Annotated in this window: 19 protein-coding genes and 3 pseudogenes; 10 read left to right on the top strand and 12 right to left on the bottom strand. The window is 67.0% G+C overall.

Annotation, left to right across the window (positions count from 1 at the left end; translation table 11 throughout):
* A pseudogene (locus AC2D9U_RS22585) lies at positions 1 to 271 on the top strand (hypothetical protein); the annotation flags it as partial.
* On the opposite strand, the gene AC2D9U_RS22580 reads toward AC2D9U_RS22585, so the two are convergent.
* Entirely contained in the window at positions 268 to 4,782 is a 4,515-nt protein-coding gene (locus AC2D9U_RS22580; protein ID WP_484753449.1) for a calcium-binding protein, read from the bottom strand. The pseudogene AC2D9U_RS22585 and the gene AC2D9U_RS22580 sit on opposite strands and share 4 nt — an antisense overlap.
* Before the next feature lie 400 nt (positions 4,783 to 5,182).
* Between AC2D9U_RS22580 and AC2D9U_RS22575 the strand changes: the two are divergent.
* Together AC2D9U_RS22575 and AC2D9U_RS22570 are read left to right on the top strand one after the other, a co-directional pair.
* Positions 5,183 to 6,373: pseudogene (locus tag AC2D9U_RS22575) on the top strand (IS3 family transposase).
* A 36-nt stretch (positions 6,374 to 6,409) separates the two neighbouring features.
* Positions 6,410 to 6,676: pseudogene (locus tag AC2D9U_RS22570) on the top strand (integrase core domain-containing protein); the annotation flags it as partial.
* Here the strand turns inward: AC2D9U_RS22570 and AC2D9U_RS22565 are convergent.
* The 5 genes from AC2D9U_RS22565 to AC2D9U_RS22545 are packed head-to-tail and all read right to left on the bottom strand — an operon-like array spanning position 6,673 to position 12,112.
* Positions 6,673 to 7,659 (bottom strand): CobW family GTP-binding protein, encoded by a 987-nt coding sequence (locus tag AC2D9U_RS22565; RefSeq protein WP_484753447.1) that lies wholly within the window; start codon positions 7,657 to 7,659, stop codon positions 6,673 to 6,675. The pseudogene AC2D9U_RS22570 and the gene AC2D9U_RS22565 sit on opposite strands and share 4 nt — an antisense overlap.
* Complete coding sequence (hydA, locus tag AC2D9U_RS22560) at positions 7,656 to 9,029, bottom strand: dihydropyrimidinase (protein ID WP_484753445.1); 1,374 nt, start codon at positions 9,027 to 9,029, stop codon at positions 7,656 to 7,658. Before hydA ends, AC2D9U_RS22565 begins: the two co-directional genes overlap by 4 nt.
* Complete coding sequence (locus AC2D9U_RS22555) at positions 9,026 to 10,168, bottom strand: acyl-CoA dehydrogenase family protein (protein ID WP_484753443.1); 1,143 nt, start codon at positions 10,166 to 10,168, stop codon at positions 9,026 to 9,028. The genes hydA and AC2D9U_RS22555 overlap by 4 nt, the downstream gene beginning before the upstream one ends.
* 16 nt (positions 10,169 to 10,184) lie before the next feature.
* Positions 10,185 to 10,958 carry an enoyl-CoA hydratase-related protein gene (locus AC2D9U_RS22550; RefSeq protein WP_484753441.1) on the bottom strand — a complete coding sequence of 258 codons (774 nt, stop codon included), beginning with the start codon at positions 10,956 to 10,958 and terminating at the stop codon, positions 10,185 to 10,187.
* Positions 10,955 to 12,112 (bottom strand): acyl-CoA dehydrogenase family protein, encoded by a 1,158-nt coding sequence (locus tag AC2D9U_RS22545; RefSeq protein WP_484753439.1) that lies wholly within the window; start codon positions 12,110 to 12,112, stop codon positions 10,955 to 10,957. Before AC2D9U_RS22545 ends, AC2D9U_RS22550 begins: the two co-directional genes overlap by 4 nt.
* A 151-nt stretch (positions 12,113 to 12,263) precedes the next feature.
* On the opposite strand from AC2D9U_RS22545, the gene AC2D9U_RS22540 reads away from it, so the two are divergent.
* Genes AC2D9U_RS22540 through AC2D9U_RS22510 form a run of 7 tightly spaced genes read left to right on the top strand, consistent with a single transcriptional unit; the run spans position 12,264 to position 19,787 of the window.
* The gene (locus AC2D9U_RS22540; RefSeq protein ID WP_484753438.1) at positions 12,264 to 13,859 is read left to right on the top strand and encodes an ABC transporter substrate-binding protein; all 1,596 of its coding nucleotides are present in this window, start codon (positions 12,264 to 12,266) and stop codon (positions 13,857 to 13,859) included.
* Between the two features lie 24 nt (positions 13,860 to 13,883).
* A complete protein-coding gene (locus AC2D9U_RS22535; RefSeq protein ID WP_484753436.1) occupies positions 13,884 to 14,903 on the top strand; it encodes an ABC transporter permease in 1,020 nt (339 codons plus the stop codon).
* Positions 14,896 to 15,741 carry an ABC transporter permease gene (locus AC2D9U_RS22530; protein ID WP_484753434.1) on the top strand — a complete coding sequence of 282 codons (846 nt, stop codon included), beginning with the start codon at positions 14,896 to 14,898 and terminating at the stop codon, positions 15,739 to 15,741. The genes AC2D9U_RS22535 and AC2D9U_RS22530 overlap by 8 nt, the downstream gene beginning before the upstream one ends.
* Positions 15,738 to 16,694, top strand: a complete 957-nt coding sequence (locus AC2D9U_RS22525; RefSeq protein WP_484753432.1) for an ABC transporter ATP-binding protein — start codon at positions 15,738 to 15,740, stop codon at positions 16,692 to 16,694. The genes AC2D9U_RS22530 and AC2D9U_RS22525 overlap by 4 nt, the downstream gene beginning before the upstream one ends.
* Positions 16,695 to 16,735: 41 nt before the next feature.
* Positions 16,736 to 17,695, top strand: coding sequence for an oligopeptide/dipeptide ABC transporter ATP-binding protein (locus AC2D9U_RS22520; protein ID WP_484753430.1), 960 nt, complete (start codon positions 16,736 to 16,738; stop codon positions 17,693 to 17,695).
* Positions 17,692 to 19,341 carry a long-chain-fatty-acid--CoA ligase gene (locus AC2D9U_RS22515; protein ID WP_484753428.1) on the top strand — a complete coding sequence of 550 codons (1,650 nt, stop codon included), beginning with the start codon at positions 17,692 to 17,694 and terminating at the stop codon, positions 19,339 to 19,341. The genes AC2D9U_RS22520 and AC2D9U_RS22515 overlap by 4 nt, the downstream gene beginning before the upstream one ends.
* Positions 19,338 to 19,787 carry a MaoC family dehydratase gene (locus AC2D9U_RS22510; protein ID WP_484753426.1) on the top strand — a complete coding sequence of 150 codons (450 nt, stop codon included), beginning with the start codon at positions 19,338 to 19,340 and terminating at the stop codon, positions 19,785 to 19,787. Before AC2D9U_RS22515 ends, AC2D9U_RS22510 begins: the two co-directional genes overlap by 4 nt.
* Before the next feature lie 112 nt (positions 19,788 to 19,899).
* On the opposite strand, the gene kce is transcribed toward AC2D9U_RS22510, so the two are convergent.
* From kce to AC2D9U_RS22480, 6 genes are read right to left on the bottom strand one after another with little or no spacing between them, the layout of a single operon-like run.
* Positions 19,900 to 20,838 carry a 3,5-dioxohexanoate:acetyl-CoA acetone transferase gene (gene kce / locus AC2D9U_RS22505; RefSeq protein ID WP_484753424.1) on the bottom strand — a complete coding sequence of 313 codons (939 nt, stop codon included), beginning with the start codon at positions 20,836 to 20,838 and terminating at the stop codon, positions 19,900 to 19,902.
* Positions 20,839 to 20,843: 5 nt separating this feature from the next.
* The gene (locus AC2D9U_RS22500) at positions 20,844 to 21,626 is read right to left on the bottom strand and encodes an SDR family oxidoreductase (protein ID WP_484753422.1); all 783 of its coding nucleotides are present in this window, start codon (positions 21,624 to 21,626) and stop codon (positions 20,844 to 20,846) included.
* Complete coding sequence (locus AC2D9U_RS22495; RefSeq protein ID WP_484753420.1) at positions 21,623 to 22,351, bottom strand: CoA-transferase; 729 nt, start codon at positions 22,349 to 22,351, stop codon at positions 21,623 to 21,625. Before AC2D9U_RS22495 ends, AC2D9U_RS22500 begins: the two co-directional genes overlap by 4 nt.
* A complete protein-coding gene (locus AC2D9U_RS22490) occupies positions 22,351 to 23,109 on the bottom strand; it encodes a CoA transferase subunit A (protein ID WP_484753418.1) in 759 nt (252 codons plus the stop codon). Before AC2D9U_RS22490 ends, AC2D9U_RS22495 begins: the two co-directional genes overlap by 1 nt.
* A complete protein-coding gene (locus AC2D9U_RS22485) occupies positions 23,106 to 25,400 on the bottom strand; it encodes a molybdopterin guanine dinucleotide-containing S/N-oxide reductase (RefSeq protein ID WP_484753416.1) in 2,295 nt (764 codons plus the stop codon). The genes AC2D9U_RS22490 and AC2D9U_RS22485 overlap by 4 nt, the downstream gene beginning before the upstream one ends.
* Positions 25,397 to 26,230, bottom strand: a complete 834-nt coding sequence (locus AC2D9U_RS22480) for a MaoC/PaaZ C-terminal domain-containing protein (RefSeq protein ID WP_484753414.1) — start codon at positions 26,228 to 26,230, stop codon at positions 25,397 to 25,399. The genes AC2D9U_RS22485 and AC2D9U_RS22480 overlap by 4 nt, the downstream gene beginning before the upstream one ends.
* Positions 26,231 to 26,272 lie beyond the last annotated feature (42 nt).

Here is a 26,272-nt window from a genome sequence, read left to right as displayed (position 1 = left end):
CTTCGCCACGATCTCCTCAGGCGTGTGCGCCTTCTTCCGCGCCATCCCAAACACCCCTTCCGCTGCCGCCGGACTACATCACCGGCGGACCGCTTCTACGGGGGCAGGTCAGCAACACCTCAACGGCTTCATCGCCGCCTACAACTTCGCCCGCCGCCTCAAGCGCCTTCGCGGGCTCACACCATACGAATTCATCTGCAAGGCATGGGCAGACCAGCCCAATCGCTTCACCCAAAATCCGCACCACCAAATGCCGGCACTAAACACCTAAAATAGCAAAATATCAATCGCTTCGATTATGGGACGGTTCGCAAGTGTCACTAGCGGCACCGCAGCAAGCGAGCCAACTCCATCGGCATCCCAAACTAGTGTACCAGTGGATGTGAGGTAGATGAACTGCGGTCCGGCTGACGAAGCGGCCTCCATGGCAAAGCTGGATGGGACCAAACTACCCAGGGAAGAAAAGCCAAATCCTCTTGCTGAGATCCAAATTGAATCCTCTCCCTTAACAAATTCACTGATGATATCGGTACCATCAGAAGCAGCATGAAAGCGGAAGGCATCCATTCCAAGGCCGCCTGTGAGATAGTCTGCGCCAACGCCGCCGACTAGTATATCTGCGCCATCGCCTCCGTTCAGGGAATCTGCGCCATCTCCACCAGTAATCGAGTCGTTACCTAGACCTCCGAATAGGATCTCGAAGCCGGTACCGCCATCGAGAGTATCGCTCCCTGCTCCCCCGTCGAGCAGGTCATTTCCGTCTCCTCCACGGAGGAGGTCGTTGCCGTCTTCACCGAAGAGGGTGTCATGGCCGGCCAAGCCCTCGAGCGTATCGGCGCCGCTGCCGCCAATGAAGTGGTCGCTGATCGTCCGGCCAAGAACGCGCTCTGCGCCGTCGCTGCCCCAAAAGGCCCACTGGCCACTGCCGGTTGCCGCGGTCACGGTGCGGAAGTCGAACAGGCCACTGCCAGCGGAATGGAAGGAACCACCCGAGGGATGCGTCCAGACCTCGCCGAGCCTTGCGGCCTGCCCGCCCGCAATCGTGGCTGAGCCCTCGAGATTGGTACGCTCGATACCGGTAAGGCTGGCGGCCGAGAGATCCGTGGCGCGAAGGTTGAGGGTATCGAAACCGCTTCCCCCGTCGATTACCGAGCCGGCTCCGAGCTGGATGGTTCCGTTGATGTTGGGACTGCTGAAGAAGATGATGTCATCGCCAGCCTCGCCATAGACCCGCTCACGGCCATCGGCGGGACTTGCGAAGCGCTTGTCGTGCACCGGGCTCAGGGTGTCATTGCCGGCGCCGCCGCGCAGGACATCGCTTCCCTCATCTCCCCGCAGGTCATCGCCCGCAGCCGTACCAATGATGGTCTCTGCCCAGGCCCCACCCTGGAACCACCACGCACCGCTGTCGGGCGCTATCGTGATGTGCCGCAGATCATACACGCCACCGGTCGATGACTGGAGGACCACATCGGCCCCACGCACGTAATAGTAGTCTGACGCCCAGAAGCTCGTGATCGACGCCAGCGTCTTGGTATCGACCACCAATATCGAAGCTGGGCCATCCTCGCGCGGAGTGCGAACACCGTGGACTTCCAGTCGCTCAATGCCGGTTACAGAAGCACCGGCCAGGCTGAGATTACCGATCACGGCCAATGCATCGGTACCGGTGCCGCCATCGATCCTCGTTCCGCTGCGCGCATTCAAGCCAATGAGCCTGATCACGTCATCCCCGGCTTCGCCAAAGATCAGGTCGCGATCGCCCGCTCCCCCGTCGAGCAGGTCATTTCCGTCTCCTCCGCGGAGGAGGTCGTTGCCGTCTTCACCGAAGAGGGTGTCATGGCCGGCCAAGCCCTCGAGCGTATCGGCGCCGCTGCCGCCAATGAAGTGGTCGCTGATCGTCCGGCCAAGAACGCGCTCTGCGCCGTCGCTGCCCCAAAAGGCCCACTGGCCACTGCCGGTTGCCGCGGTCACGGTGCGGAAGTCGAACAGGCCACTGCCAGCGGAATGGAAGGAACCACCCGAGGGATGCGTCCAGACCTCGCCGAGCCTTGCGGCCTGCCCGCCCGCAATCGTGGCTGAGCCCTCGAGATTGGTACGCTCGATACCGGTAAGGCTGGCGGCCGAGAGATCCGTGGCGCGAAGGTTGAGGGTATCGAAACCGCTTCCCCCGTCGATTACCGAGCCGGCTCCGAGCTGGATGGTTCCGTTGATGTTGGGACTGCTGAAGAAGATGATGTCATCGCCAGCCTCGCCATAGACCCGCTCACGGCCATCGGCGGGACTTGCGAAGCGCTTGTCGTGCACCGGGCTCAGGGTGTCATTGCCGGCGCCGCCGCGCAGGACATCGCTTCCCTCATCTCCCCGCAGGTCATCGCCCGCAGCCGTACCAATGATGGTCTCTGCCCAGGCCCCACCCTGGAACCACCACGCACCGCTGTCGGGCGCTATCGTGATGTGCCGCAGATCATACACGCCACCGGTCGATGACTTGATAAATCCTCCAAAATCGGACGTCGATCGAATGACCCGAAGATCTTCAAGTGCCTGCGGTCCCAGGACGACGCTCCCCGGGATTTGCAGGGTGCCCCCCTGAATGTCTCGCGCACTGCGCCCTACAAGGACGAGTTCCTCAAAACCGTGGACGATAAAGTTACTGAGAATCGCTTCAGTGGAAATGAGCCTGTCCCAACCGGAGCCTCCGTCAATGAAGAGAAATTCACCAAAATAGTCTCTACTGACAGCAAGGGAGTCATCCCCGTTACCCATAACAGTTATGTAGAATTCGTTTTGAAAGCCAATATCCTCGTTGCCATCGGACTCAACACGCACTCTCCAGCCGCCGCCGGAATAATCCATGAAGGAACCACTTAAAACAGATGGATCTATGCCCAGCGCAAAAAAATGCGATCTGGATAATTCTTGAACAACGCTTGTCCATTCTTGCTGCTCACCAGGATCTAGGTCCGACTGCCTAATGATATCCAATACAGCAAGCCAGTACATAACCGACTCGGTGGAACCCTGATCAAGGTGACTCCGCAGGCGGGCCAAGGCCGGCTCCGGGGGTCCGGAAACGATGAACTTGTCCGAGGTCGCATCATAGGCAACGAAGTTCGCATCCCTGATCGGTTGCGACCCAACAGCCAATCGAAGGCTGATGCCGGCCAAAAGCTCAGCCCAAGATTTTTCCAGAACAATTGCCGAAAGCCGATTCTGAGGATCAGAAGAAGAGAACTCGGTCCCGAAAATCTGCTGGATCTGCAAAAAATCCTGGCCGAAAAAACGCTCTAACGTCGCGAGTTTTCGACCATCAAAAAACGCACCCCGACCATCAACTGGCACACTCTCTGTGCCTGCCCATAGATATGCTATCTCTTCACTGAGCCTGAAAAAATCAGGATCGCCAATTGTGATGTCTTTAATTTCGGTCAACCGCTGGAGGAGATCCGAATCAACAGACGCCTCCAGCGCCAGGTTGGGCAGATCGCCATAGCCTCGCAGCCACGGCACGTTCAGGGCCGCCAGGCTGATCTGCCTTGGTGTCGAGAAGGTAGATGTCGGGTCAGGCCGGCTATTCTCCTGATCAATGTCGAACCACACGCCGAAGGAGTCCACCTGGCGGCCGTTAACGACAGCCGCCGCCCGTTCGGCGATGATACTCCCCTCGACGACCCTGTTTTCGACGACCGGTGAAAGGCTCAGACTCTCAAGGCCGAAATCGACGACAGAGCGGAGTTCACCGGCATCCGTGCGACCGTTACCATTCCGATCATCCCAGACGCCAAGCATACTGAAGCCCGCGTCGCCAGGATCGAGAAACCCATTGCTATTGGTATCCCAGGCCTGAAGAAGAACATAACCGCTGGTGGTAGCCGTTCCAAACAATTCGGATATATCGTTTATTATTCCATCGGCATTTCGATCATAAACGAGAAAAACATCCCCGGGATTTACCCAAGAAACATTTTCAGAAAATCCATCGGCATCCAGGTCGAAATAAGCAAGAGAATTTTCTGTCGAATTCAAATACAATCCATCGCCGCCCGAATCAATAATTATTGGATCAATGAAACGCGTAACAGAGGCTTTCTCAAATTCCAACAAAGAGTGAAAAATATGAAATCCTACCTCCATTTTTGGTAGTATAGTTAACTCATAAAATCCATCAGCGATCTGACCTAGCAGAGCAACCAACTGGCCCGCCGCGCTGCCGACGCCGCCACCATCTGGCCCGTCCTTGGACCCGGGCACCCAGATCGTGTCTCCGTCTGACAGCCGCGGCAACAAATCAGCTAGATCCCCACCATAAAACGGGGCCGAAAGGTTCTCGAGACCACGAGCCTGTTCGAGAAGCTGACTCGTAACCCAGTGACAATTATTTGCCGTCAATAAATATGATTTGCGTAGCAGATTTATTTCAATTGCCCTGTGATGCATAGCGCGAAAAATTAGCTCCGCATCAGAAGCAGATCCAGACCATACATTCTTGAATCCGTAATGAATATTATCGCCAGGCACATCCCAATCATATGTTCCTGGAACATAATCTCCATAAACCACACTGAGTTCGTTATCAACAAAAGGAACCCCATCAAAAATGTCCCCATGATATTTCTCTGGACTGATGAAATTGCCATCTTGATTGCTCGCGCCAGAGAAGAATTTCTTGGGACGACCATCTCCGAAATCGAGCAGGATGAAGGTGTGCCATGCTGGCGTCTGGTTTGGAAATTCCTGCCCAATGAAGGCTTTGTAGCCGATCTGAATCGATGCGCTCACAATTCGCACCCTTCCAACGTGGCAATGACGGTCGCGCGTCACTCGACCCAACCATGGTTAGGTGAAAATCAAGATATGTCGTGGGTCAAGGCGCTTTTTTTGCTGTCGAAGGCGGGGTAGTCCGACCAGCGGCCCCAGGCCAAGCGCCACCTCGCCCCCACTCGCGCGTCGCCCACGCTCAAGGTCTTTCCCGATCGCGTAGCAGTCGCGGTCCGATCTCCTGACCGAGCAGGCGCGTATGCGTCCTCCCGGCTGGGCCACGCAGCAAGAGGTCGGCGAGGCCTGGCAGCGCGCAACTGCACTCCTCATCGGGGCCGTGCAGCGGCTCCAGGCGCTGGAGTGAAGTTGGAGTTGACCCGGTTTCGTGGACACCCCGAGGCTTGAGACGGAGGTGTCCGAGATGCCGAAATTCAGGGTGCCCTACCCGCCGGAGTTCCGGCGGCAAATGGTGGAGTTGGTGCGATCAGGGCGAACGCCGGAGGACCTGTCGCGTGAGTTCGAGCCGACGGCGCAGTCGATCTGGAACTGGGTGCGTCAGGCCGAGCGTGATGGTGGCACCCGCAAGGACGGCGGCGTGAGCAGCCCGGAGCGCGAGGAGCTGTCGAAGCTTCGGCGTGAGAACCATCGTCTGCGCCAGGAGCGCGACATCTTGGCAAAGGCGGCGGCGTCCAACGCAGCGCGTTGGACCGCGCGGGAGAGGGCCCCCAGCGGGTCTTCGAATTCATGAGCGCGCACCAGGCCGAATTTCCGATTGCCACCATGGCCCGCGTGCTGGGCGTCTCGGTGTCCGGCTTCTACGCATGGCGCAGCCGCCCGGCCTCGGCCCATGCCACGAGTGATGCGGCGCTGCTGCGCCGGATCCGCACGATCCATGCCGCGTCGCACGGCACCTACGGCGCGCCGCGGGTGCAGGCCGAGTTGCAGGGCGAGGGCACGGCCGTGGCCCGTAAGCGGGTGGCACGGCTGATGCGCGGCGCCGGGCTGCGCGGCATCTCCAGACGTCGCTTCCCAACGACCACGCAGCGGGAGCCGAGCCACCGGCCTGCCAACGACCTCGTCGGCCGAGACTTCCGGGCCGCAGGCCCGAACCGGCTCTGGGTGGCCGACATCACCTACGTGCCGACCGCAGCGGGCTTCCTGTTCCTCGCTGTCGTGCTGGACGCCTGGTCGCGGCGGATCGTCGGCTGGGCCATGGCAACCGACCTGCGCACGCGCCTGGTGCTGGACGCGCTCGACATGGCGGTGACGACGCGAAAGCCCGCCGATGTCGTCCACCACTCGGATCAGGGCAGCCAATACACATCCGTGGCGTTCGGCTTGAGATGCAAGGGTTCGGCGCACTGCGCCGAACGGCGTCCGCCCCTCCACCGGCTCGGTCGGCGATGCGTACGACAACGCCATGGCCGAGGCGTTCTTCGCCACCCTCGAGTGCGAGCTGATCGACCGCCGCAGCTTCCGATCCCAGGCCGAGGCGCGGATGGCGGTGTTCGCCTTCATCGAGGGCTTCTACAACCCGACAAGGCGCCACTCGGCCCTGGGCTACCTCTCGCCCATCGAATACGAAGCCAGAGCCATGGTCGAGAACAACTGATCCCTACCCGCAAACCGTCCACGGAAGTGGGGCAACTTCACCAAGGCAATTGCCGCACATGGCCTGAAGCACAAGCGCACCCGGCCCTATACCCCCAGGACCAACGGCAAGGCCGAGCGCTTCATTCAGACCAGCATCCGCGAATGGGCATACGCCACGCCCTTCCAAAGCTCAGCCGAGCGCACGCGCGCCATGCTTCCCTGGTTGCACGACTACAACACCCAAAGGCCGCACTCAGCCCTCAACGGCAAGCCGCCTCTCAGCCGCATCAACAAGGACAATGTCCTTGGCAACGACACCTAGGAGACGAAGCCGAAGCCTGCCAGCGCCGCTGCCAGCGCCGGCGGCGCCTCCCCTTCCGTGATGGCGACGAGGCGCCCCCCGCCCGGGGCGGCGCCGGCGCCGCGTGCAGCGTCATGCACCACCATCAAGGCCCCCTGCACCACCAGATGCCCCTCCGCCAAGGGCACGAAGCCCTTGAGGCGCAGCAGCGCCGGCCCGGCAACGGCGCGCAGCGCATCCAGCAGGGGTGCAACCTCCGCCTCCGCCAGTGGGCGTGTCGCGTGGAACAGCGTGGTGCGAAACCGCGCGGTGTGATCCTCCGCGGGATGGTGGTGATGGTGGTGATGGCCTGCCTCATGCTCGTGGTCGCAGCAGGGGGCTTGCGTGTGCGCCGCGCCGCGCAGCCCGAGCAGGATCGGCGCATCGACCACGCCATGCAGCACCCGCAGCACCGTCGCGGCCGGAGTCACGGCGCGAAGGAACGACTCGATGGCATCGGCGCGGCCGGCCGGCACGAGGTCCGACTTCGTCAGCAGCAGCAGGTCCGCAAGCGCGACCTGGCTCGCCGCCTCGCGATGCCGCGCCAGCGTGTCCGGCCCGGCGAGCGCATCGACGGTCGTGACCACGCCGGCCAGTTCGTAGCGATCGGTCACCGCCTGCTGCGAGAGAAGAAAACCGATCAGCGGCGCGGGATCGGCGACGCCCGATGTCTCGACCACCACGCGGTCGAAGCCGCGCAGCCGCCCGTCATCGCGCTGCGCCAACACATCGAGCAGCGTGTCCACCAGATTGCCGCGGATCGTGCAGCAGAGGCAGCCATTCGCCAGCAGGATGGTGTCGTCGCTGGAAGCCTCCAGCAGGTCGTGATCGATGCCGACCTCGCCGAATTCGTTCACGATGACCAGCGTGCCCGCCATGCCCGGCTGCGCCAGCAGATGCGCGACCAGCGTCGTCTTCCCGCTGCCGAGAAAGCCGGTGACGAGCGTGACCGGAATCCGGCTCAATGCGCGCGCCGGGTCAGGAACCGGCCCTCCCCGGCGCGACCGAGCCAGACGCCATCGCGCACGGCGATGGCGCCACGGCGAATGGTCAGGACCGGCCAGCCCGCCAGGTCGAAGCCTTCGAAGGGGTTGTAGCCGATGGCCCCGTAGTGGCTGTCGGTCGTCATCATGCGGCGCGAATCGGGGTCGATGACGGCGAAATCGGCGTCCGCGCCCACCACGATGCTGCCCTTGTCCGGCGCAAGCCCGAAGGTCTCGGCGGCGCCGCTGCTCCAGGCGCGCAGGAATTGCGGGATGGTGAGGCGCCCGGATTCGACGCCCAGGGTCCACAGCAGCGGCAGCCGCGCCTCCACGCCCGGCACGCCATTGGCGATGCGATCGAAGCTCTCGGCGCCCAGCGCCTTCGCCGCGGCGCTGTAGGAGGCATCGTCGGAGGTCACGGCACAGAGGCTGCCACGCGCGAGCCCATCCCACATCCGTGCCTGATGCACGGTGTCGCGCAGCGGCGGCGACATGACGAAGAGATGCCCGTCGGGGCCATCCATCACCTCCGCCGTCAACGCCAGGTAATGCGTGCAGGTCTCGGCCGTGGCGCGTTGGCCGCGCGCCTGCGCCGCCTCGATCGCCGCCAGCGCACCCGCGGCGTTCAGGTGGAAGATGTGCAGCGGGCAGCCGGCATCCTCGGCCAGCAGCAGGCCGCGCGTCACGGCCTCCGTCTCCGCCAGTGCGGGGCGGGACAGCGCATGGAAGCGCGGCGCCGTTTCACCCGCCGCCAGGTGCTTCGCGATGGCGTGGTCGATCAGGGACGCGTTCTCGGCGTGCAGCCCCATGATGCCGCCTGCGGCGCCGAGCGCGCGCATGAGGTCATGCAGAGGTCCATCCTCGACCTTCAGCTGTTCCTTCTCATAGACCGTGTAGACCTTGAAGGAATGCGCGCCGGCCGCGACCACCGCGGGCACCTCGGCCAGCACGGCCGCATTCACGTCGGTCGCGATCAGGTGCAGCCCGTAGTCGCAGGCCACGTGCCGGTCCGCCTGCACGCGGCGGTGCTTGAGACCATCCATGAGGCTGCGGCCGCGCCGCTGCAGGGCGAAGTCGATGACGGTGGTGTTGCCGCCCCGCAGCGCGGCGACTGTCCCGTTGCCGAAATCATAGACGCTGCGCTGGCCCATGAAGCCGATGAGGAAATGCACATGCGGATCGATGCCGCCAGGCAGCACCACCCTGCCACGCAAATTCTCGACCGCATCGCCGCGCCCCGCCCCCGGGTCGACGATGTCGAGGATGCGCCCGTCCTTCACCAGAAGATCCGCCTCGACCAGCCCGGCCGGCATTGCCACCCGGCCACGGGCAAGGACGAGGTCGGCGGTCATTTCAGCATCTCCCGCGAGATGACGATGCGCAGGATCTCCGACGTGCCGCCGCCGATCTCCGCCAGCTTGCTGTCGCGGAAATGGCGCTGCATGTCGAACTCCATCAGGTAGCCCCACCCGCCCATCAACCGCATCCCGCTCATGGCGGCACGCACATAGGTCTCCGACGAATAGAGGTTGGCGATGGCGGACTGCTTGTTGTTGGGGATGTGACGGTCCACCAGCGCCGCGCTGCGATACAGCAGCAGCCGCGCCGCATCGATCTCCATCTCCATGTCGGCGAGCTTGGCCCGGGTCAGCTGGAAGGAGCTGATCTTCTGCCCGAACTGCTCGCGTTCCTTGGTGTAGGCCAGCGCCTTGTCGAGGCAGGATTGCGCCGCGCCGACATTCACCGCCGAGAGGCAGCAGCGCTCGTAATCCAGGGTCTTGAGGACGTTGCGCCAGCCCTGGTTCACCGCCCCCACGATGCCGTCCCGGGGGATGCGCACGTCACTGAGGAAGATCTCGTTCAGGTCCATCGGCTTCAGGCCGAGCTTCTTCAGCCGCCGGATCTCCACGCCCTTCGCCTTGGGGTCGAGCAGGAACATCGTGATGCCGTCATGCTTCGGCGCCGTGGCATCGGACCGCGCCATCAGCAGGATGTAGTCGGCCACCTGGGCGCAGGAGCAGAACATCTTCTGCCCGTTGATGACCCACTCATCGCCTTCCAGCACGGCTTTCGTCCGCAGCGACGCGGCGTCGGACCCCGAATTCGGCTCGGAGAGGGAGAAGGCGAAGCGGATCTTCCCCTGCGCCAGTTGCGGCAGCAGCGTCCGCTTCTGCTCCTCGGAGCCAAAATGGGTCAGCGCATCGGCGGCGATGACGACGGTCGTGTAGTAGCAATTCGCCGCGGCCTCGAAATGCCAGGCCAGCTCTTCCAGGAACACAGCCAGGTCGGTGCAGCTGCCGCCCGTTCCGCCATAGGCCTCGGGGATCGGCAGGCCGAGCCAGCCCTGGGCCGCAAGTTTGTCGAAAAGCTCGACAGGGAAGCGCTCGGCTTCGTCGCATGCGCGGACATATTCGATGGGACATTCGCGCAGCAGGAAGGCGCGCAGCGCGTCGCGCATTTCCTGCTGGGCGGGGGAGAGTTCGAAATCCATGGGGCCTCGCTTCGTCTCAGGTTCCGGTCCAGCGCGGCGGTCGCTTTTCGGCGAAGGCGCGCGGCCCCTCGTAGTAGTCGTTGGACTCGCGCATGCGCCGATGTGCCGGCAGGCCCGCCGCGAAGGCCGCGAAGGCCTGTGCATCCGGCGTGCATTCGGTGACGCGCGCCACCTCCAGCAGCGCCTCCACCGCCAGCGGCGCCGCCGTGGCGACCTGCGCCGCCATCTCCCGCGCGGCCTGCATCAACTGCGCCCGCGGCACGATGCGGTTGACGAAACCGTATCGAAGCCCTTCTTCCGCCGTCAGGCGCCGTCCCGTCAGCAGCAGTTCATGCGCGACGGAGCGCGGCAGGCGCCGATAGGCGCGCCACAGCCCGCCGGCTTCAGGAAGGAAGCCGCGCTGCAGCTCCGGCAATCCGAACTCCGCATGCTCGGCGCAGAGGACGAGATGCGCGTGAAGGGAGAATTCGAACCCACCGCCGACAGCGAGCCCGTTCACCGCCGCGATCACAGGTTTGTTGAACTGCCGCTTCAGCCCCATGAAGCCGTTCGGCCCGAAATCCTCGCCACGATCACCGGCCGCGACCGCCTTCAGGTCCCACCCGGCCGAGAAGATCCGATCGCCCGTTGCCGTGACGATGCCGCAGCGCAGCTCGGGCGAGTCGCACAGCAGCCCGAAGGCGGCATCGAGATCGCGGCACGCCTGCTGGTCGAAGGCGTGCGCAGGGGGATGATCGAAGGTGATCTCCATCACGGGTCCGTGGCACTCGACCCGGATGCGGGAGGTCACGACCGGAACTCCCGCAGCACATCCTTGCTGATGATGTCGCGGTGAATCTCGGACGTGCCTTCCCAGATGCGTTCCACCCGCGCATCCCGCCAGAAGCGTTCCAGCGGCAGGTCCTTGGTAACGCCCATCCCGCCCAGGATCTGCAGCGCGTTGTCGGTGACGCGTCCTGCCATCTCCGACCCGAACAGGTTCACCTGCGAAGCCTCGCGCTGCGTGATGGTGCCCGCATCCATCTTGGCCGCGGCATCCGCGACCATGAGCCTGGTCGCGTGGATTTCCATCGCCATGTCGGCCAGCTTGAAGGAGGTGCCCTGGAACGCGCCGATCGGCTTGCCGAAGGCCACGCGCTGGTTGGCCCATTGCGCGGCCATGCCCATCGCGCGCTCGGCCAGCCCCACGCAATTCGCCGCCAGCATGACGCGGCCGGAGAAGATCCAGGACTTGGCGATGGCGAAGCCGCCGCCTTCCTCGCCCAGGATGTTGCGCCGCGGCACGCGGACATCCTCGAAGCCGATGATGCAGGACTTCATGCCCCGGTTCGACAACACGTCGAGCGGCGTCACCGTGATGCCGGGCGTCGCCTTGTCCACGAGGAAGGCCGTGATGCGCTTCTGCGGGCCCTTGGGCGTGTCCTCCACCCCGGTCACCGCGAAGAGGATGATGAAATCCGCCCGCATCGCCATGGTGATGAACTGCTTGGTGCCGTTGACGACATAGTCGTCGCCATCCGCCACCGCCTTCGTCGTGATGGCCCGCGCATCGGATCCCGCACCCGGCTCCGTCAGCGCGAAGCACTCCCACCGCTCGCCCCGGATCGTCGGGCGGAGGTAGGTCTCCACCTGGTCGCCCGTGCAGGCCTTCAGGATCGGCGCAGGGCGGTTGCAGATGATGCCGAGGGCTCGGCTGACCCGCCCGAACTCGATCTCCGTCACCGCGCGATCGCGCGCGTCGAGCCCGCCGCCTCCGTGCTCCTCGGGCATGTTCAGGGCGTAGAAGCCGGCGGCGATCGCCTTGCGCTGCAACTCGCGGAACAGGTCGTCCGGCACGGCGTCGAGCCGCTCCACCAGGGTCTCATGCGGCAGCAGCTCGGCCTCGACGAAGGCACGCACGCCTTCGGCCAGGAGCTTCCGGTCGGCCTCGGCGGAGCCGTTCATCGGGGGGTGCCCTCTCGGGGCGTCGCGGCTTGCGACAGACCCTCTTGTTTCAAATCTAAAAACACCGTTTTATTCTTCCGGTGTCCGTTGGCGATGTCAACGGCGCGACGTCACCGGCCCGAAGACCGGGCCCGACCTTGGGGGGTTTGTGATGCGTCGTCGTGATTTCGGGGCTGCCGCTGCCTCGCTCGCCATGGCCGGGATGCTTCCCGGCGCCGCCGTCGCGCAGAGCCGCGCGGAAAGCCTGCGCATACTCAGCCAGGCAGGCCCCAACTCCTTTGACCCGATCGGCGTCGGCGTGAACCGCAACGCCATCCAGGTGCATTGGAACACCTATGACCGGCTGGTGCGCTTCGGCACCACCCGCCGGCCGGACGGCACGCTCTACTTCGACTACTACGAGATCGAGGGCGAGCTGGCCGAGAGCTGGGAAGTGACGGAGGGCGGCAAGGTCATCACCTTCAAGCTGCGCCCCGAAGCCACCTTCCATGACGGCACGCCGGTGACGGCGGAAGACGTGAAATGGTCGCTGGACCGCGTGGTGGCGAGCCCGATCGGGCGCTCGCAATTCTCCACCGGCTCCATGACCAGCCCGGACCAGTTCGTCGTGGTGGATGCGCACACCATCCGCATCACGACCCCGCAGGCGGACCGCTTCACCATGCCGAACCTGGCGGGCACCTACCCCGCCATCTTCAACTCCAAGATGGTGAAGGCGCGCGCCGGCGCCAACGACCCCTGGGGCTTCGAGTGGCTGCGCACCAACGTCGCCGGCGGCGGCCCCTTCAAGCTCGATGCGCATGTCGCCGGCCAGAGCGTCACCCTCTCGCGTTTCGACGAGTGGAAGCTCGGCATGACGCCCGGCTTCCGCCGCGTGCTGTGGCAGGTGGTGCCGAATGCGCAGACGCGCCGATCCTCGCTCGAACGCGGCGATGCCGACATCGTGCAGGACCTGCCGCCGCAGGATGTCGTCTCCATGGCGCAGGGCGGTCGCGTGCGCGTGGTCGGCGTGCCGATGGCCGGCGCCTTCCAGTTCATCGGCATGAACAGTGGCATGGCGCCCTTCGACAACGTGAAGGTCCGCCAGGCGATCGCGCATGCCCTGCCCTACCAGCAGATGTTTGAGGCGGCGCTGTTCCAGCGCGGCCGCCCGCTTTTCGGCGGCACCCCCGGCGCCCCGGAAACCACAGAATTCCCCCAGCCTCTCGGCTACAGCACCGACCCCGCCAAGGCGCGCGCGCTGCTGGCCGAGGCCGGCTTCCCGAACGGCTTCGAGACCACGTTCAGCTTCGAGCTCTCCCTCGCCCCCGTCGCCGAGCCGCTCTCCCTGCTCGTACAGGAGGCGCTGGGGCGCGTGGGCATCCGCGTGACGATCAACAAGGTACCGGGCGGGCAGCTCGGCACGCTGCTCGAGCGCAAGGAGGTGCCCTTCTTCTTCGAAGGCTCCGCCGCCTACTTCAACGATGCGGACTACTTCTTCCGCATCTTCTACCACGGCCCGACGCGCTGGAACTTCGGCAGCTACAACAACCCCGAATTCGCCGCGCTCGTGGAACGGACGCGCTACGAGACCAACCGCGAGGCCTATGAACGCGACGTGCGCCGCATGATCGAACTCGCGAAGCGGGACGTGCCGATCATCCTGCTCTGGCAGCCGGCGCTGGACACCGGCATGGCGCGCAACATCGATGGCTACAAGTACCTGTTCCACCGGCAGCTCGAACTCCGCACGTTGCGGCGCGTCTGAACCGGGGGCAAAGGCGCAGCCCACATGAATATCGTGCTGCGCCGCCTGCTGGGCGTGGTGCCGACCCTGTTCGGGGTCGTGCTGGTCACCTTCCTGCTGACGCGGCTGCTGCCGGGCGATCCGGCGGTCTTCTTCGCCAGCAGCCCGACCGCGGATGCCGCCTCCATCCAGGCCATCCGCGAGAGCCTCGGGCTGGATCAGCCGCTGTGGCGGCAATTCCTGATCTATCTCGGCGGGCTCGCGCGCGGCGAGCTCGGGCTGTCCATCGGCACGGGCCAGCCCGTGCTGAGCGACCTCGTGCTCCGCCTGCCGGCCTCGGCCGAACTCACCCTTGTCGCTTTCCTCCTTGCCATCGCGATCGCGCTGCCGCTCGGCATCGCCGCCGCGCTGCGCCCGGGCAGCCTGGTCGACCATGCCTGCCGGCTGGTCAGCACGGCCGGCGTTTCGCTGCCGACCTTCGTGACGGGCCTGCTGCTGATCTACATCTTCTACTACCAGGCCGGCGTCGCGCCGGAGCCGATCGGACGGCTCGACCCCTTCGGCACGATGCCGCCCGCCATCACCGGCTTCCTGCTGATCGATACGCTCCTCGCCGGCGACGCCGAGGGGTTCGGCAGCGCCTTCGCGCAGCTCATCCTGCCATCGGTCACCATGGCGATCTTCGCCCTGGCGCCGCTGGCGCGCATGACGCGCGCGGCGATGCTCGGCGCGCTGGGCAGCGAGTTCATCCGCACGGCGCGGGCCAATGGCCTGCGCTGGCGGACCATCGTCGTGACCTACGCGCTGCGCAACGCCCTGCTGCCGATCGTGACCACGCTCGGCATGGTGTTCTCCTACATGCTGGGCGCCAATGTCCTGGTGGAGCGCGTCTTCGCCTGGCCCGGCGTCGGATCCTACGCGCTCGATTCGCTGCTGGCCCTGGACTATGCGCCGGTGCAGGGCTTCATGCTCGTCATGGCCTTCATCTTCGTCATGGTGAACCTGCTGGTGGACCTCGCCTATGCGGTGATCGATCCGCGCACGGGGCTGCTGGACGATGCGTGAGCGGTGGGACGCGCTGCGCTACGCCCTGGTCGAGAACCCGCTGACCCTGGTAGCGCTGTTGCTGCTGGCGGTGTTGCTGGGATGCGCCGTGCTGGGGCCATCGCTGGTGCCCTACGACCCCATCGCGACGAACACGCCGATGGCCTTGCAGCCGCCCTCCGCCACGCATTGGTTCGGCACGGACCAGCTCGGGCGGGACATCTTCTCGCGCACCGTCGTCGCGACCCGGCTCGACCTCGCGATCGCCTTCGCCGCCGTCGCGCTCTCTTTTGCCATCGGCGCCGTGGTGGGCGCGGTGATCGGCTATTTCGGCGGCATGGTGGACCGTGGCGTCAGCCGCGGCGTCGATGTGCTGATGGCGTTTCCGCTGTTCGCGCTGGCAATGGGCGTGGTGGCGGCGCTCGGCAATTCCGTCTCCTCGATCGTCTACGCGACGGCGGTGATCAACCTGCCCTTCTACATCCGCCTCGCCCGCGCCGAGGTCAGCGTCCGGCGCAACCTCGGCTATGTGGAGGCGGCCCGGGTCGGCGGTTCGGGCCATGCGCGCATCCTGCGTGTCTACCTGCTGCCGAACATCCTGCCCCCCCTGGTCGTGCAGGCCTCGCTCAACCTGGGCTGGGCCGTGCTGAACGCCGCCGGCCTGTCCTTCATCGGGCTCGGCGTACGCGCGCCGACTCCCGAATGGGGGATCATGGTGGCGGAGGGCGCGCAATTCATCGTCTCCGGCCAATGGTGGCTCGCCGCCTTCCCGGGCGCCGCGCTGATGCTGGCGGTGTTCTGCTTCAACCTGTTGGGCGACGGGCTGCGCGACGTGGTCGATCCGCGGAGCCGCACGTGAGCCTGCTCTCGGTACGCGACCTGTCGGTGGAGTTCCGCACGCGCTCGGGCATCGTCCACGCTCTGGAAGGTGTGTCTTTCGATGTCGCACGCGGCGAGATGCTCGGCATTGTGGGCGAGAGCGGTTCCGGCAAGTCGGTCACCGCCTATGCCCTGATGGGGCTGCTCGACGCCGCCGCGCGCATCCGTTCCGGGCAGGCGCTGTTCGAGGGGCGGGACCTTCTGCCGCTCTCCCAGACCGAGCTGAACGAGATCCGCGGCCGCGACATCTCCATCGTCTTCCAGAATCCCCGCACCGCCCTGAACCCGATCCGCAGCGCAGGTCAGCAGATCGCGGATGTGCTGGCGCGCCACGACCCAGCACCCGCCGCCGAGATCCGTCGCCGCATGCTCGCGGCCCTCCGCCAGGTCCGGATCCCGGACCCCGAGCGGCGCGCCAGCGCCTATCCCTTCGAATTGTCCGGCGGCATGTGCCAGCGCATCGGCATCGCCATGGCGCTTGCCTGCGCGCCGCGGCTGCTGGTCGCGGACGAGCCGACGACGGGGCTCGACGTGACGACGCAGGCCGTGGTGATGGACCTGTTCCGCGACGCGGTGCGCGCGCGCGGAGTCGCCGCCATCCTGATCACGCACGACCTCGCTCTGGCTTCCGAATACTGCGACCGGATCGTCGTGATGCATGCCGGCCATGTCGTCGAGGATGCGCCCGTGGCCACGCTCTTCGCCCGGCCGCGGCACCCCTATACGGCGAAGCTGCTGGCCTCGGTCCCCTCCGCGGTCGACAGCATCGACGCCCTCGCCCCGATCGAGGGCGCGCTGCCCGACCTGCGCCGCAACGACCTGCCCTTCTGCCGCTTCGCCGAACGCTGTGAGCGCCGCGCCCCGATCTGCGACAGCACGGCCGTGCTGCTTGAGGGCGACGCGCATCGCGTCGCCTGCCGGCAGCCGCTGTGACGCCCGTCCTGCAACTGACGGGCCTGCGGAAGGTCTATGCCATGCCCCGCCCACGCGGCGGGCCCTTGCAGTTCTTCCGCCGCCCGCCACCGGCAATGCTGATGGCGGTGGATGGCGTCGACCTGTCGATCATGCCGGGCGAGGCGGTCGGCCTGGTCGGCGAATCCGGCTGCGGCAAATCCACCCTTGCGCGGGTCGCGAGCCGGCTTGTGGAAGCCGATGGCGGCGAGATCCTGCTCGATGGCGTCGCCGTGCACGGCATCCCCGCCGCGCGCTTCGCAACCTCTGCCGCGCGCCGCGACGTCCAGATGGTGTTCCAGGACCCGACCGAGAGCCTCAATCCGCGCTTCAGCGTCTTCGACGCCATCGCCGATCCGCTGCGCCAGCTTCTGCCCGGACTCGACGCCCCCGCGATCCGCGCGCGCGTTGCCGAAGCCGCCGCGGAGGTCGGCCTGCCGCCGGAACTCTTCCCGCGCTTCCCGCATCAATTGTCGGGCGGGCAGAAGGCACGCGTGGGCATCGCCCGCGCGATGGCGCCGAAGCCGAAGCTGCTGGTGCTGGACGAACCGACGAGCGCGCTTGATGTCTCGGTGCAGGCGGTGGTGCTGAAGCTGCTCATGGCGCTGCGGCGGCGCGCCGGCGTGGCGCTGCTCTTCGTCAGCCATGACCTGAACGTCGTGCGCCTGCTCTGCGACCGGATCGCCGTGATGTACATGGGCCGCATCGTCGAGACTGGCGCGGCGCAGCAGGTCTTCCGCGCGCCCTGCCACCCCTACACGGCGGCGCTGCTGTCCGCGATTCCGCGCCTGCCCGGCACGCCGCGCCCGCCGGAACAACGCCTGGAAGGCGAACCCCGCAGCCCCGTTGACCCCGACCCGCATGCCTGCCGCCTGGCCGGCCGCTGCCCCCGGGAACAGCCGCTCTGCACGACGCAATCGCCGGAACTGCGCGACGTGGCCCCCGGACAGCGCGCGCGCTGCCACTTCCCGCTCACCGCATGACACCGCCGCCCTTCTGGCCCGAGGGCCTGCCAACCACGCTGGCGGACCTTCCGCCGACCCTCAACGCCGCGCTGCGGCGATCCGCGGCGCGACGGCCCGGCCATGTCGCGCTCGCCTTCTACGGCGCCGAGATCACCTACGCGGTGCTGCTTGCACGGGTCGAGGCGCTGGCCGGCTTCCTGCAGGCGCGTTGCGGCGTCGCGCGGGGCGACCGGGTGCTGCTGGACATGCAGAACACGCCGCATTTCGTCACGGCCTACCACGCCATCCTCCGCGCCGGCGGCGTCGTCGTGCCGGTGAACCCGATGAGCACGGCGGAGGATATCGCCTTCTACGCCGCGGACAGCGGCGCGCGGGTCTCCCTGCTGGGCGCCGAGCTGCTGGATCGCTTTGCGGCCCTGCCGGGTGGCACGCTGGACCACCTCATCCTTGCCGCCTACGCCGACGAGGTGGCCGCCGACACGCCCTTCCGCCTGCCGCCGGTGCTGCGCGAAAGCGTGCTGCCGAAGACGTTGCCGGATGGCTGCCACGCCTGGGCGTCGGCACTCGCCGCCGGCTGTGCACCGCGCGCGGATGACACGACAGCCGACGACCTGTGCGTGATGCCCTATACCTCGGGTACGACAGGGCGCCCCAAGGCCTGCATGCACACCCATGCCGGCACCGTCTTCACCGCCTTCGCCCAGGCCGCTTGGTACGGCTTCGACGATGCCAGCGTGGTCAGCGGCTTCATGCCGCTCTTCCATGTGGCCGGCATGCAGGTCTCGATGAATGGCGGCATCGCCGCGGGCATCACCATCGTGCTGATGGCCCGCTGGGACCGTGACCTGATCGTGCCCCTGTTCCGCCGCTACGGCGTCACGCTCTGGAGCGCGGCGCCGACGATGGTGGTGGACGTGCTGGCCGCCCCTGACTTCCAGCAGGACGCCTTCGCGCCGCTGCGGATCATCACGGGCGGCGGCGCTTCCATGCCCGCCGCCGTCGCGGCCGAGCTGGAGGCGCGCTGGGGCCTGCGCTTCGTGGAAGGCTATGGCCTGTCGGAGACCATCGCCGCGACCCATCTCAACCCGCCGGCGCGCCCCAAGCCGCAATGCCTCGGCATTCCGATCCAGCAGACCTTCTCGCGCGTCATAGATCCACACTCGCTGGCCGAAATGGCCGATGGCGAGACCGGGGAGATCATCATCGCGGGGCCGCAGGTCATGCGCGGCTATTGGCGCCGGCCCGAGGCCGATGCCGAGGCCTTCCTCGAGCGGGACGGCCTGCGGTTCCTGCGTACCGGCGACCTCGGCTATCGTGACTCCGAGGGCTACTTCTTCATCGTGGACCGCCTGAAGCGCATGGTCAGCGTCGGCGGCTACAAGGTCTGGCCGGCGGAGGTCGAGGCGCTGCTTTATCGCCACCCAGCCGTGCAGGAATGCTGCGTCATCGCCGTGCCGGACGCACGCAGCGGCGAAGCCGTGAAGGCCCTGGTGGTGACGCGCCCCGGCACATCGCTCGACGCCGAGGCCTTGCGCGACTGGGCGCGCGGCATCATGGCCGCCTACAAGGTTCCGCGCCACATCGCCTTCGTCGACTCGCTGCCGCGATCGGGCACCAGCAAGATCGACTGGAGACGCCTGCAGGAAGCGGAACGCACGCGATGACCGACCAGATCTGGTTCGAGGATTTCACCCCCGGCACCGTGCTGTGCAGCGCGCCGCGCCGCATCACGCTCGACGACATCGACCGCTACGCCGCCCTGACGGGGGAGGACCACCCCGTGCACATGGACGCGGATTTCGCGCGCGCCGCCGGCTTTCGGGGGCGCATCGCGCACGGCCTGTTCGGGCTTGCGCTGATCGAGGGACTGAAGGCCCGGCTTGGTGTCTTCGACCGTAGCGTTGTCGCCTCGCTGGGCTGGGACAAGGTGAAATTCACCGCTCCGCTCGAGCCCGGGGACCTCGTGCATCTCGAACTCACGCTGGTGGAAAAGCGGCCGAGCAGCCGGCCGGGCCGCGGCATCGCGACGGAACATGGCGCGCTGGTGAAGCAGGACGGCACCGTGGTCACCAGCGGCGACCACGTCGTCGTCCTGCTGTCGCGCCCTTAGAGCAATATGCGTTCAGATGGATCGCGGCGCTGCCGCGACGCTGAACGCATTTCTTGCTCTCGATTCAATGATTTCTAGAGCACGAACTGCGTTCATGACGACGCAGCCTGCTCTAGAACCCGACCTGATCGCCGCCCTTCAGGCCCAGCATCTCCCGCGCCTCGTCCGGGGTGGCGACCTGCAGCGACAGGCGCTCGATGATCTCGCGGATCATGCGGACCTGCTCGGCGTTCGAGGTCGCCATCCTGCCCTTGCCGGCATAGAGGCTGTCCTCCATGCCGACGCGGACATTGCCGCCCATCGTCGCGGCCATCGTCGCCATGTTGATCTGGTGACGACCGCCAGCGAGGACGGACCAGCGATACTGGTCGCCGAACAGCTTGTCCGCCGTCTTCTTCATGAAGACGAGGTTCTCGGGGTCCGCACCGATGCCGCCGAGCGTGCCGACGATCAGCTGCACGAACATAGGCAGCTTCACCAGGCCGCGATCGACCATGTGCGCGAGGTTGTAGAGGTGCCCGACATCATAGCACTCGAACTCGAAGCGCGTGCCGTTGCCGCCGAGCCTGTCCAGGATCGTCTCGATGTCCGCGAAGGTGTTGCGGAAGATCGCGCCGCGGGAGGCTTCAAGATACTCCTCTTCCCAGTCGTGCTTCCACTTGCCCTGGTATTTCGGGATCATCGTGTAGGTACCGAAATTCATCGACCCCATGTTGCAGGAGCACAGCTCGGGCTTCGCCGCATCGGGCGCCTTCAGCCGGTCCTCGATGGACATGAAGGTGCTGCCGCCCGTGGTCATGTTCAGCACGGCGGGCGTGCGCTGCTTCAGGCTGCGCAGGATGTGGAACCAGGTGTCGAGATCGCCGGTCGGCCTGCTCGTCGCGGCGTCGCGCGCGTGCAGATGCAGGATGGCGGCGCCGGCCTCCGCCGCTTCCGCCGCCTGGTCGATGATCGCCGAGGGCGTCACCGGCAGGTAGGGCGACATTGTCGGCGTGTGCGTCGCGCCGGTGATGGCGCAGGTGATGATGACTTTTCCCGCATGGGACGACATGGCGATCACTCCGTGTATTCGAGGCCACCGCAGATGCTGTGCACCTGGCCGGTGATGGCGCGCCCAGTGGGGGCGCAGAGGAACAGCACCAGCGCCGCGATCTCCTCCGGCTCCACCGCGGTCTTGAGCGAGACGGCGCGCAGCGCGATCTGCTCCATCTCCTCATAGGTGATGCCGCGCGTGGCGGCGCGATCGGTGAAGACGCGGCGGATGCGATCACCGGCGACGACGCCGGGCGCGATGGCATTCACGCGGATCTTGTGAGGCCCAAGCTCGACCGACAGCGAGCGCGCGAGGGAAATCACCGCCGCCTTCGACGCCGCATAGGGCGTGCGCAGCGGAAAGGCGTATTTCCCGGCGACGGATGCCATGCAGATCATCGACCCCCAGCCATTGGCCTTGAGGTGCGGCACCGTCGCATGCGCCACGTGGAACTGCCCGTTGACGTTCACCGCCATCGTCTGCGCCCAGTCGGCGGCGGAGATCGCCTCCACCGGCGCGGCAGGCCCGGCGATGCCGGCATTGTTGATGACGATGTCGAGCCCACCCATCGCGCCGACCGCCGCAGCGACGAAGGCATCCACCTGCCCGGCATCCGCCACGTCGCAGCGCATGGTGCCGAGCCCGGGCAGCGCCGCCGCGGCGGCGGCCAGCGAGGCCTCCGCCACATCGCAGACCCAGACCTTCGCGCCCAGATCGAGGAAGGCCTTGGCGATCGCGAGGCCGATGCCCGCCGCCCCGGCCGTGACGATCACGCGCTTGCCGGTCCAATACTCGCCGTTGCTCATGGCTGCTCCGTTCCTGTCCTGAATTCCTCGGCAAAGCGCGGGTACGCTTCCGCCACCTCGCCCTGCACCACATCCCGGATCTCAGCGCGCAGCGCGGCGTCCGGCGTTGGCGAGAAGGGAACCGGATCGGGTGCGGCGTAGTCGAAGCCCGTCGCCGCGCGCACGCCCTCGGCGGTCTGGCCGGGATGGATGCTGCGCAGCGCGAAGCGGCGTTCCTGCTTGCGCCAGTCGAACAGGGCGCGCCCGGTCACCAGCGCCTGCGGACCGCCGGGCCGATAGACCTCGGGCGGGCTCCAGCCGGGCGCGCTGATGAAATCCACCTTTGGCACCAGCGCCCGCGCATCGTGCTCCGGCCGGAACAGGATCACGCGCGGCACCATCATGTAGAGATACGGCGATCCGAAGCTGCCCGCGAAGCGCACCTTCGGCCGTTCATACGCGCCGATGCTCAGCAGGTTGATGTTGGCCTCGCCATCGATCTGCGCGCCGGAGAGGAAGAAGACGTCGATGCGACCCTGCGCAGCGCTGTCGAACAATTCCTTCGCGCCATCGGTGTAGCGGCTGTTCCTGCGCGAACCCAGGATCGTGACCCGCATCCGCCCGCCCGAACGCCGCTGCGCCAGCAGCGCCGCGGCTGTGGGAATCGGCGACAGCGCGCCGGTGGCGACATGCCGCGCATCGCCGATCAGGTCCGCGATCAGGCTGATAAGCAGCGCCGAGTCCATCACGGTACGCCCCCGGCCGCGTAGCGTGCCATGGCCGCGCCATCGACCTCGTAGGCCGCATCGAGGCCGAGCGGCCAGGCCCCCTTGGGCGCCACGGCGATGCCGCCGACATAGAGCGCGGGCAGCACGCCGGCCACCAGTTCCTCCCGGTCGAAGAAGCAGCTGTCCAGCACGCGCTCCACCGTGACCAGCGCGGTGCGGGAGGCATGCGCCATCACCATCACCTCGCGCCGCCGCCCGAACCAGACATTGCCCTCGCGGTCCGCCGCGGCCGCGTGGAAGATGGCGAAGTCCGGCCGCAGCGCCGGCAGCAGCACGATGGGGTCGGGGGAGTCGCAGAAGGGATTCTGCGTCACCTTCCAGTCGTCGCGATGCCGCAGCACGTCACTGCCGATCAGCCCGCGCAGCGGGATGAAGGGCAGCCCCTTCTCCGCCGCGCCCAGCGCGGCATGGATGGCAGGGCAGGTGCTGTCCTTCATGAGGATGCGCCCCGCCTTCACCGCCGCCGCGAAGGCGGGCGCCGCGCCATGCTCGCCGAGCGTCACCGCCGCGGCCTCCATCGTCGCGACGCAACCGGCCGCGATCAGCATGTCCGCCTGGATGCCGGAGGACGGGCTGGCCACCAGATGCAGCCCCCGCACGCCACGCGCCACCAGGGCGCGCGTCAGCGCCAGCGACACGCCCGCATAGTCGGGCGGCACGACCACCATGGCGCCATCGGGGATGCGCGCGGCCAGCGCCTCGACGCTCTCGATCATGCGTGAAGCGCCGGCGGATCGAAGGCGCGAACGGGCGGCGCTTCGCCGACGAACAAGGCGACCTCCACCAGCGCCGTATGCGCGACAGGCCCCTGCGCGAGCCCGGACGTGCCCTTGTCCAGTGTCAGCACATTGGGGTTGCCGTGGCGATCCACCCCGCCCGGCTCGACGGGGTCGTACCAGGCACCGGTCGGCAGTTGCACGCAGCCTGGCGCGATGCTGTCGGTGAGGACCGCACCGGCCAGGCAGGCGCCGCGATCATTGAAGACTCGCACGACATCGCCCGCGGCGATACCACGCGCCGCGGCATCGCCGGGATTCAGCCAGATCGCCTCCCGCCCCGCGACCTTGGCGGCGCGGCTCGCGCGGCCATTGTCGTACTGGCTGTGCAGCCGCAGCCGCGGCTGGTTGGAGATGAGGTGCAGCGGATAGCGGGCGGCACCGCCGAGCCATTCGGCTGGCTCGATCCAGGTCGCATGTCCCGGGCAATCCGCCAGGCCGAAGCCGGCGATGGTCGCCGAGTACAGTTCGATCCGCCCGGATGGCGTGGCGAGCCTCGCGCCGGCCGGATCGGCGCGAAAGCCCTCGAACAGGTTGCGCCTTCGGGTCGGTGGCGGCAGCCGGATGTCGCCGCGTGCCCAGAATTCCGCGAATTCCGGCAGGTCCAGCGCATGCGCGGCGGCACGCTGCCGCGCCTCGGCGTACATCCGGCGCAGCCACGCCATCTCGTCCAGCCCTTCGGTGAAGGAGCGCGCGATGCCGAGTTCCGCCGCGATGCCGGTGAGGATCGCGTGGTCGCTGCGCGCCGCGCCGATCGGCTCCACCAGCCGGCGCATCGCGAACAGATGCGCCTCGTCGCCGGCGATGCCGATGTCGTTGCGCTCCGCGGGCGTGGTGCAGGGCAGGATGATGTCCGCGTGTCGCGCCAGCGGGTTCCACCAGGGTTCGTGGACGATGACGGTCTCCGGCCTGCGCCAGGCCTCGACCAGTCGGTTCAGATCGGATTGGTGATGGAAGGGATTGCCGCCGGCCCACCAGACGAGGCGGATGTCGGGGTAGCGATACTGCCCGCCATCATAGGTGAAGGGTGCACCGGGGTGCAGCAGCATGTCGGCGATGCGCGCCACGGGGATGAAATCCTGCACGGCGTTCTCGCCCTGCGGCAGCGCCGGCCAGGTGATGCCGTGCGACGCGGTGCCGATCCGGTTGCTGCCGCCATAGCCGTAGCCGATGCCGCCGCCGGGCAGCCCCACTTGCCCCAGCATCGCCGCCAGCGTCAGCGCGGCCCAGAGCGGCTGCTCCCCATGATCCGCGCGTTGCAGCGCCCAGGCGACGGCAATCATGGTGCGGGTCGCCGCCATGCGGCGCGCCAGGTCGCGGATCGCCTCGGCCGCCAGTCCGCAGATCGCCGCGGCCCAGCGGGCATCCTTGGGCGTGCCATCCGCCCCGCCCAGCAGATAGGCGCGCACGCGGTCGAAGCCGGTGCAGTGCGTGCGCAGGAAGGCGTCATCCTGCAGCCCCTCGGCCAACAGCGTGTGGCACAGGGCGAGCATCAAGGCGGTGTCGGTGTTCGGCCGCAGCGCGAGCCACTCGGCGCCAAGTTCCGGTGGCGCATCGCCGCGGATCGGGCTGATGTTGACGAACTGCACCCCCGCATCGCGGCAGGCCAGCAGGGAGTCGCGGACGCGGTGATGGCCGACACCGCCGGCCGCGACCTGCGTGTTCTTCAGCGGCATGCCGCCGAACATCACCAGCAACCGCGTATGCGCCGCGATCTCCTCCCACGGGGTATGCGCGCGGATCAGCCCGTCCTGGCTGCCGAGCAGATGGGGCAGCAGCACCTCCGCCGCCGCGTAGCTGTGGGTGTTGACGCTGCGGACATAGCCGCCGGCGCAGTTGAGGAAGCGATGCAACTGGCTCTGCGCATGGTGGAAGCGCCCGGGGCTGGCCCAGCCATAGGACCCGCCGAAGATGGCGCGATTGCCATGCGCCCGGGTGACGCGACGCAACTCCGACGCGGCGAGCGCGCTGGCGCGTTCCCAGCTCACCGGCACGAAGGGCTCCTGCCCCCGTCGCGCGCGGCTCGCCGGCCCTTCCGCAAGCCAGCCCGCGCGCACCATGGGTTGGCGGATGCGCAGCGCATCGTCCAGCGCGCCGGGAATGGACTGCCCGATGAGCGAGGGCGCGGGATCGCCCGGCAGTGGCGCCACCCCCACCAGCCGGCCCTGGTCGAGCTCGGCGCGATACGCCCCCCAATGCGTCAGCAGCAGCGGGGGGGCGAAGAGGGTCACGCCAGCCCTGCCAACCCGTTGTCGAGCACGATCGCCCCGCGTTCCTTCGCCTCGGCGCGGAAGACCATGCCCTCGGCATGCGGCCAGAACGAAAAGCGCAGCGTCTCGCCGGGATAGAGCGGCCCGGCGAAGCGCGCGGCGAGGCGTGTCAGGCGCGCCGGATCGCGCCCGCAGAAGCGGCGCAGCGCCTCGGCACAGGCGATACCGAAGGTGCAGGCGCCATGCAGGATGGGTGCGGCGAAGCCGGCGGCGCGCGCCGTCTCCGGCAGCGCATGCAGCGGGTTGCGGTCGCCGAGCAGGCGGAACAGCAGCGCCTGATTGGCGGCGGTCGCCACCTCAGCGGTGTCGGCCGGCGCGTTGGCGGGGATGGCGACGGTATCCGGCGCCACGCCCTGGTCGCCGCCGAAGCCGCCGGCACCACGGACGAAGACGGTGGACAGCACGGTGCAGCAGGCCATGCCATCCTGCCGCAGGGTGACCTGCTGGTGCACCAGCCCTCCGCGACCCTCGCCCTTGTCGCCAAGCCCAAGGATGCGCGAGTCCGCCCGCACCGTGCCGGCGGGCGCGAGCGGCCTTTGGAAACGCAGGTCCAGCGCCCCATGCACCACGCGGCGTAGGTCGATCCCGCCCGCATCGAGCCAGGTGTCGTCGAAGGCCAGCATTGTCGCCATGGAGGGGACGACGCGCAGCGCTGCCTCATGAACGAAGGGCAGGTCGGCCTCCGTACCCAGACCGACAGCCAGGGCGTAGTGCATGGTGTCGCGGTCGGCGTAGGTAATGTCGCGGCTTGGGATCGCCAGGGCCATCAGGCGCGCGGGGTCGAGCTTCATGCGGGGGCCCGGTCGGGTGTCACGGGGCGATCATGGCGCCGC

It is taken from the genome of Roseomonas sp. TF40 (assembly GCF_057219975.1).
The sequence above is the reverse complement of the archived record's forward strand: the minus strand, read 5'-3'. Positions and strand labels throughout refer to the sequence as shown.

Bases quoted from the DNA above. Each gene is read 5' to 3' on its own strand.
- hydA (WP_484753445.1), bottom strand. From the start codon at position 9,029: ATGACCGCCGACCTCGTCCTTGCCCGTGGCCGGGTGGCAATGCCGGCC.
- AC2D9U_RS22555 (WP_484753443.1), bottom strand. From the start codon at position 10,168: ATGGATTTCGAACTCTCCCCCGCCCAGCAGGAAATGCGCGACGCGCTG.
- AC2D9U_RS22545 (WP_484753439.1), bottom strand. From the start codon at position 12,112: ATGAACGGCTCCGCCGAGGCCGACCGGAAGCTCCTGGCCGAAGGCGTG.
- AC2D9U_RS22540 (WP_484753438.1), top strand. From the start codon at position 12,264: ATGCGTCGTCGTGATTTCGGGGCTGCCGCTGCCTCGCTCGCCATGGCC.
- AC2D9U_RS22535 (WP_484753436.1), top strand. From the start codon at position 13,884: ATGAATATCGTGCTGCGCCGCCTGCTGGGCGTGGTGCCGACCCTGTTC.
- AC2D9U_RS22530 (WP_484753434.1), top strand. From the start codon at position 14,896: ATGCGTGAGCGGTGGGACGCGCTGCGCTACGCCCTGGTCGAGAACCCG.
- AC2D9U_RS22520 (WP_484753430.1), top strand. From the start codon at position 16,736: ATGCCCCGCCCACGCGGCGGGCCCTTGCAGTTCTTCCGCCGCCCGCCA.
- AC2D9U_RS22515 (WP_484753428.1), top strand. From the start codon at position 17,692: ATGACACCGCCGCCCTTCTGGCCCGAGGGCCTGCCAACCACGCTGGCG.
- AC2D9U_RS22510 (WP_484753426.1), top strand. From the start codon at position 19,338: ATGACCGACCAGATCTGGTTCGAGGATTTCACCCCCGGCACCGTGCTG.
- kce (WP_484753424.1), bottom strand. From the start codon at position 20,838: ATGTCGTCCCATGCGGGAAAAGTCATCATCACCTGCGCCATCACCGGC.
- AC2D9U_RS22500 (WP_484753422.1), bottom strand. From the start codon at position 21,626: ATGAGCAACGGCGAGTATTGGACCGGCAAGCGCGTGATCGTCACGGCC.
- AC2D9U_RS22495 (WP_484753420.1), bottom strand. From the start codon at position 22,351: ATGGACTCGGCGCTGCTTATCAGCCTGATCGCGGACCTGATCGGCGAT.
- AC2D9U_RS22490 (WP_484753418.1), bottom strand. From the start codon at position 23,109: ATGATCGAGAGCGTCGAGGCGCTGGCCGCGCGCATCCCCGATGGCGCC.
- AC2D9U_RS22480 (WP_484753414.1), bottom strand. From the start codon at position 26,230: ATGAAGCTCGACCCCGCGCGCCTGATGGCCCTGGCGATCCCAAGCCGC.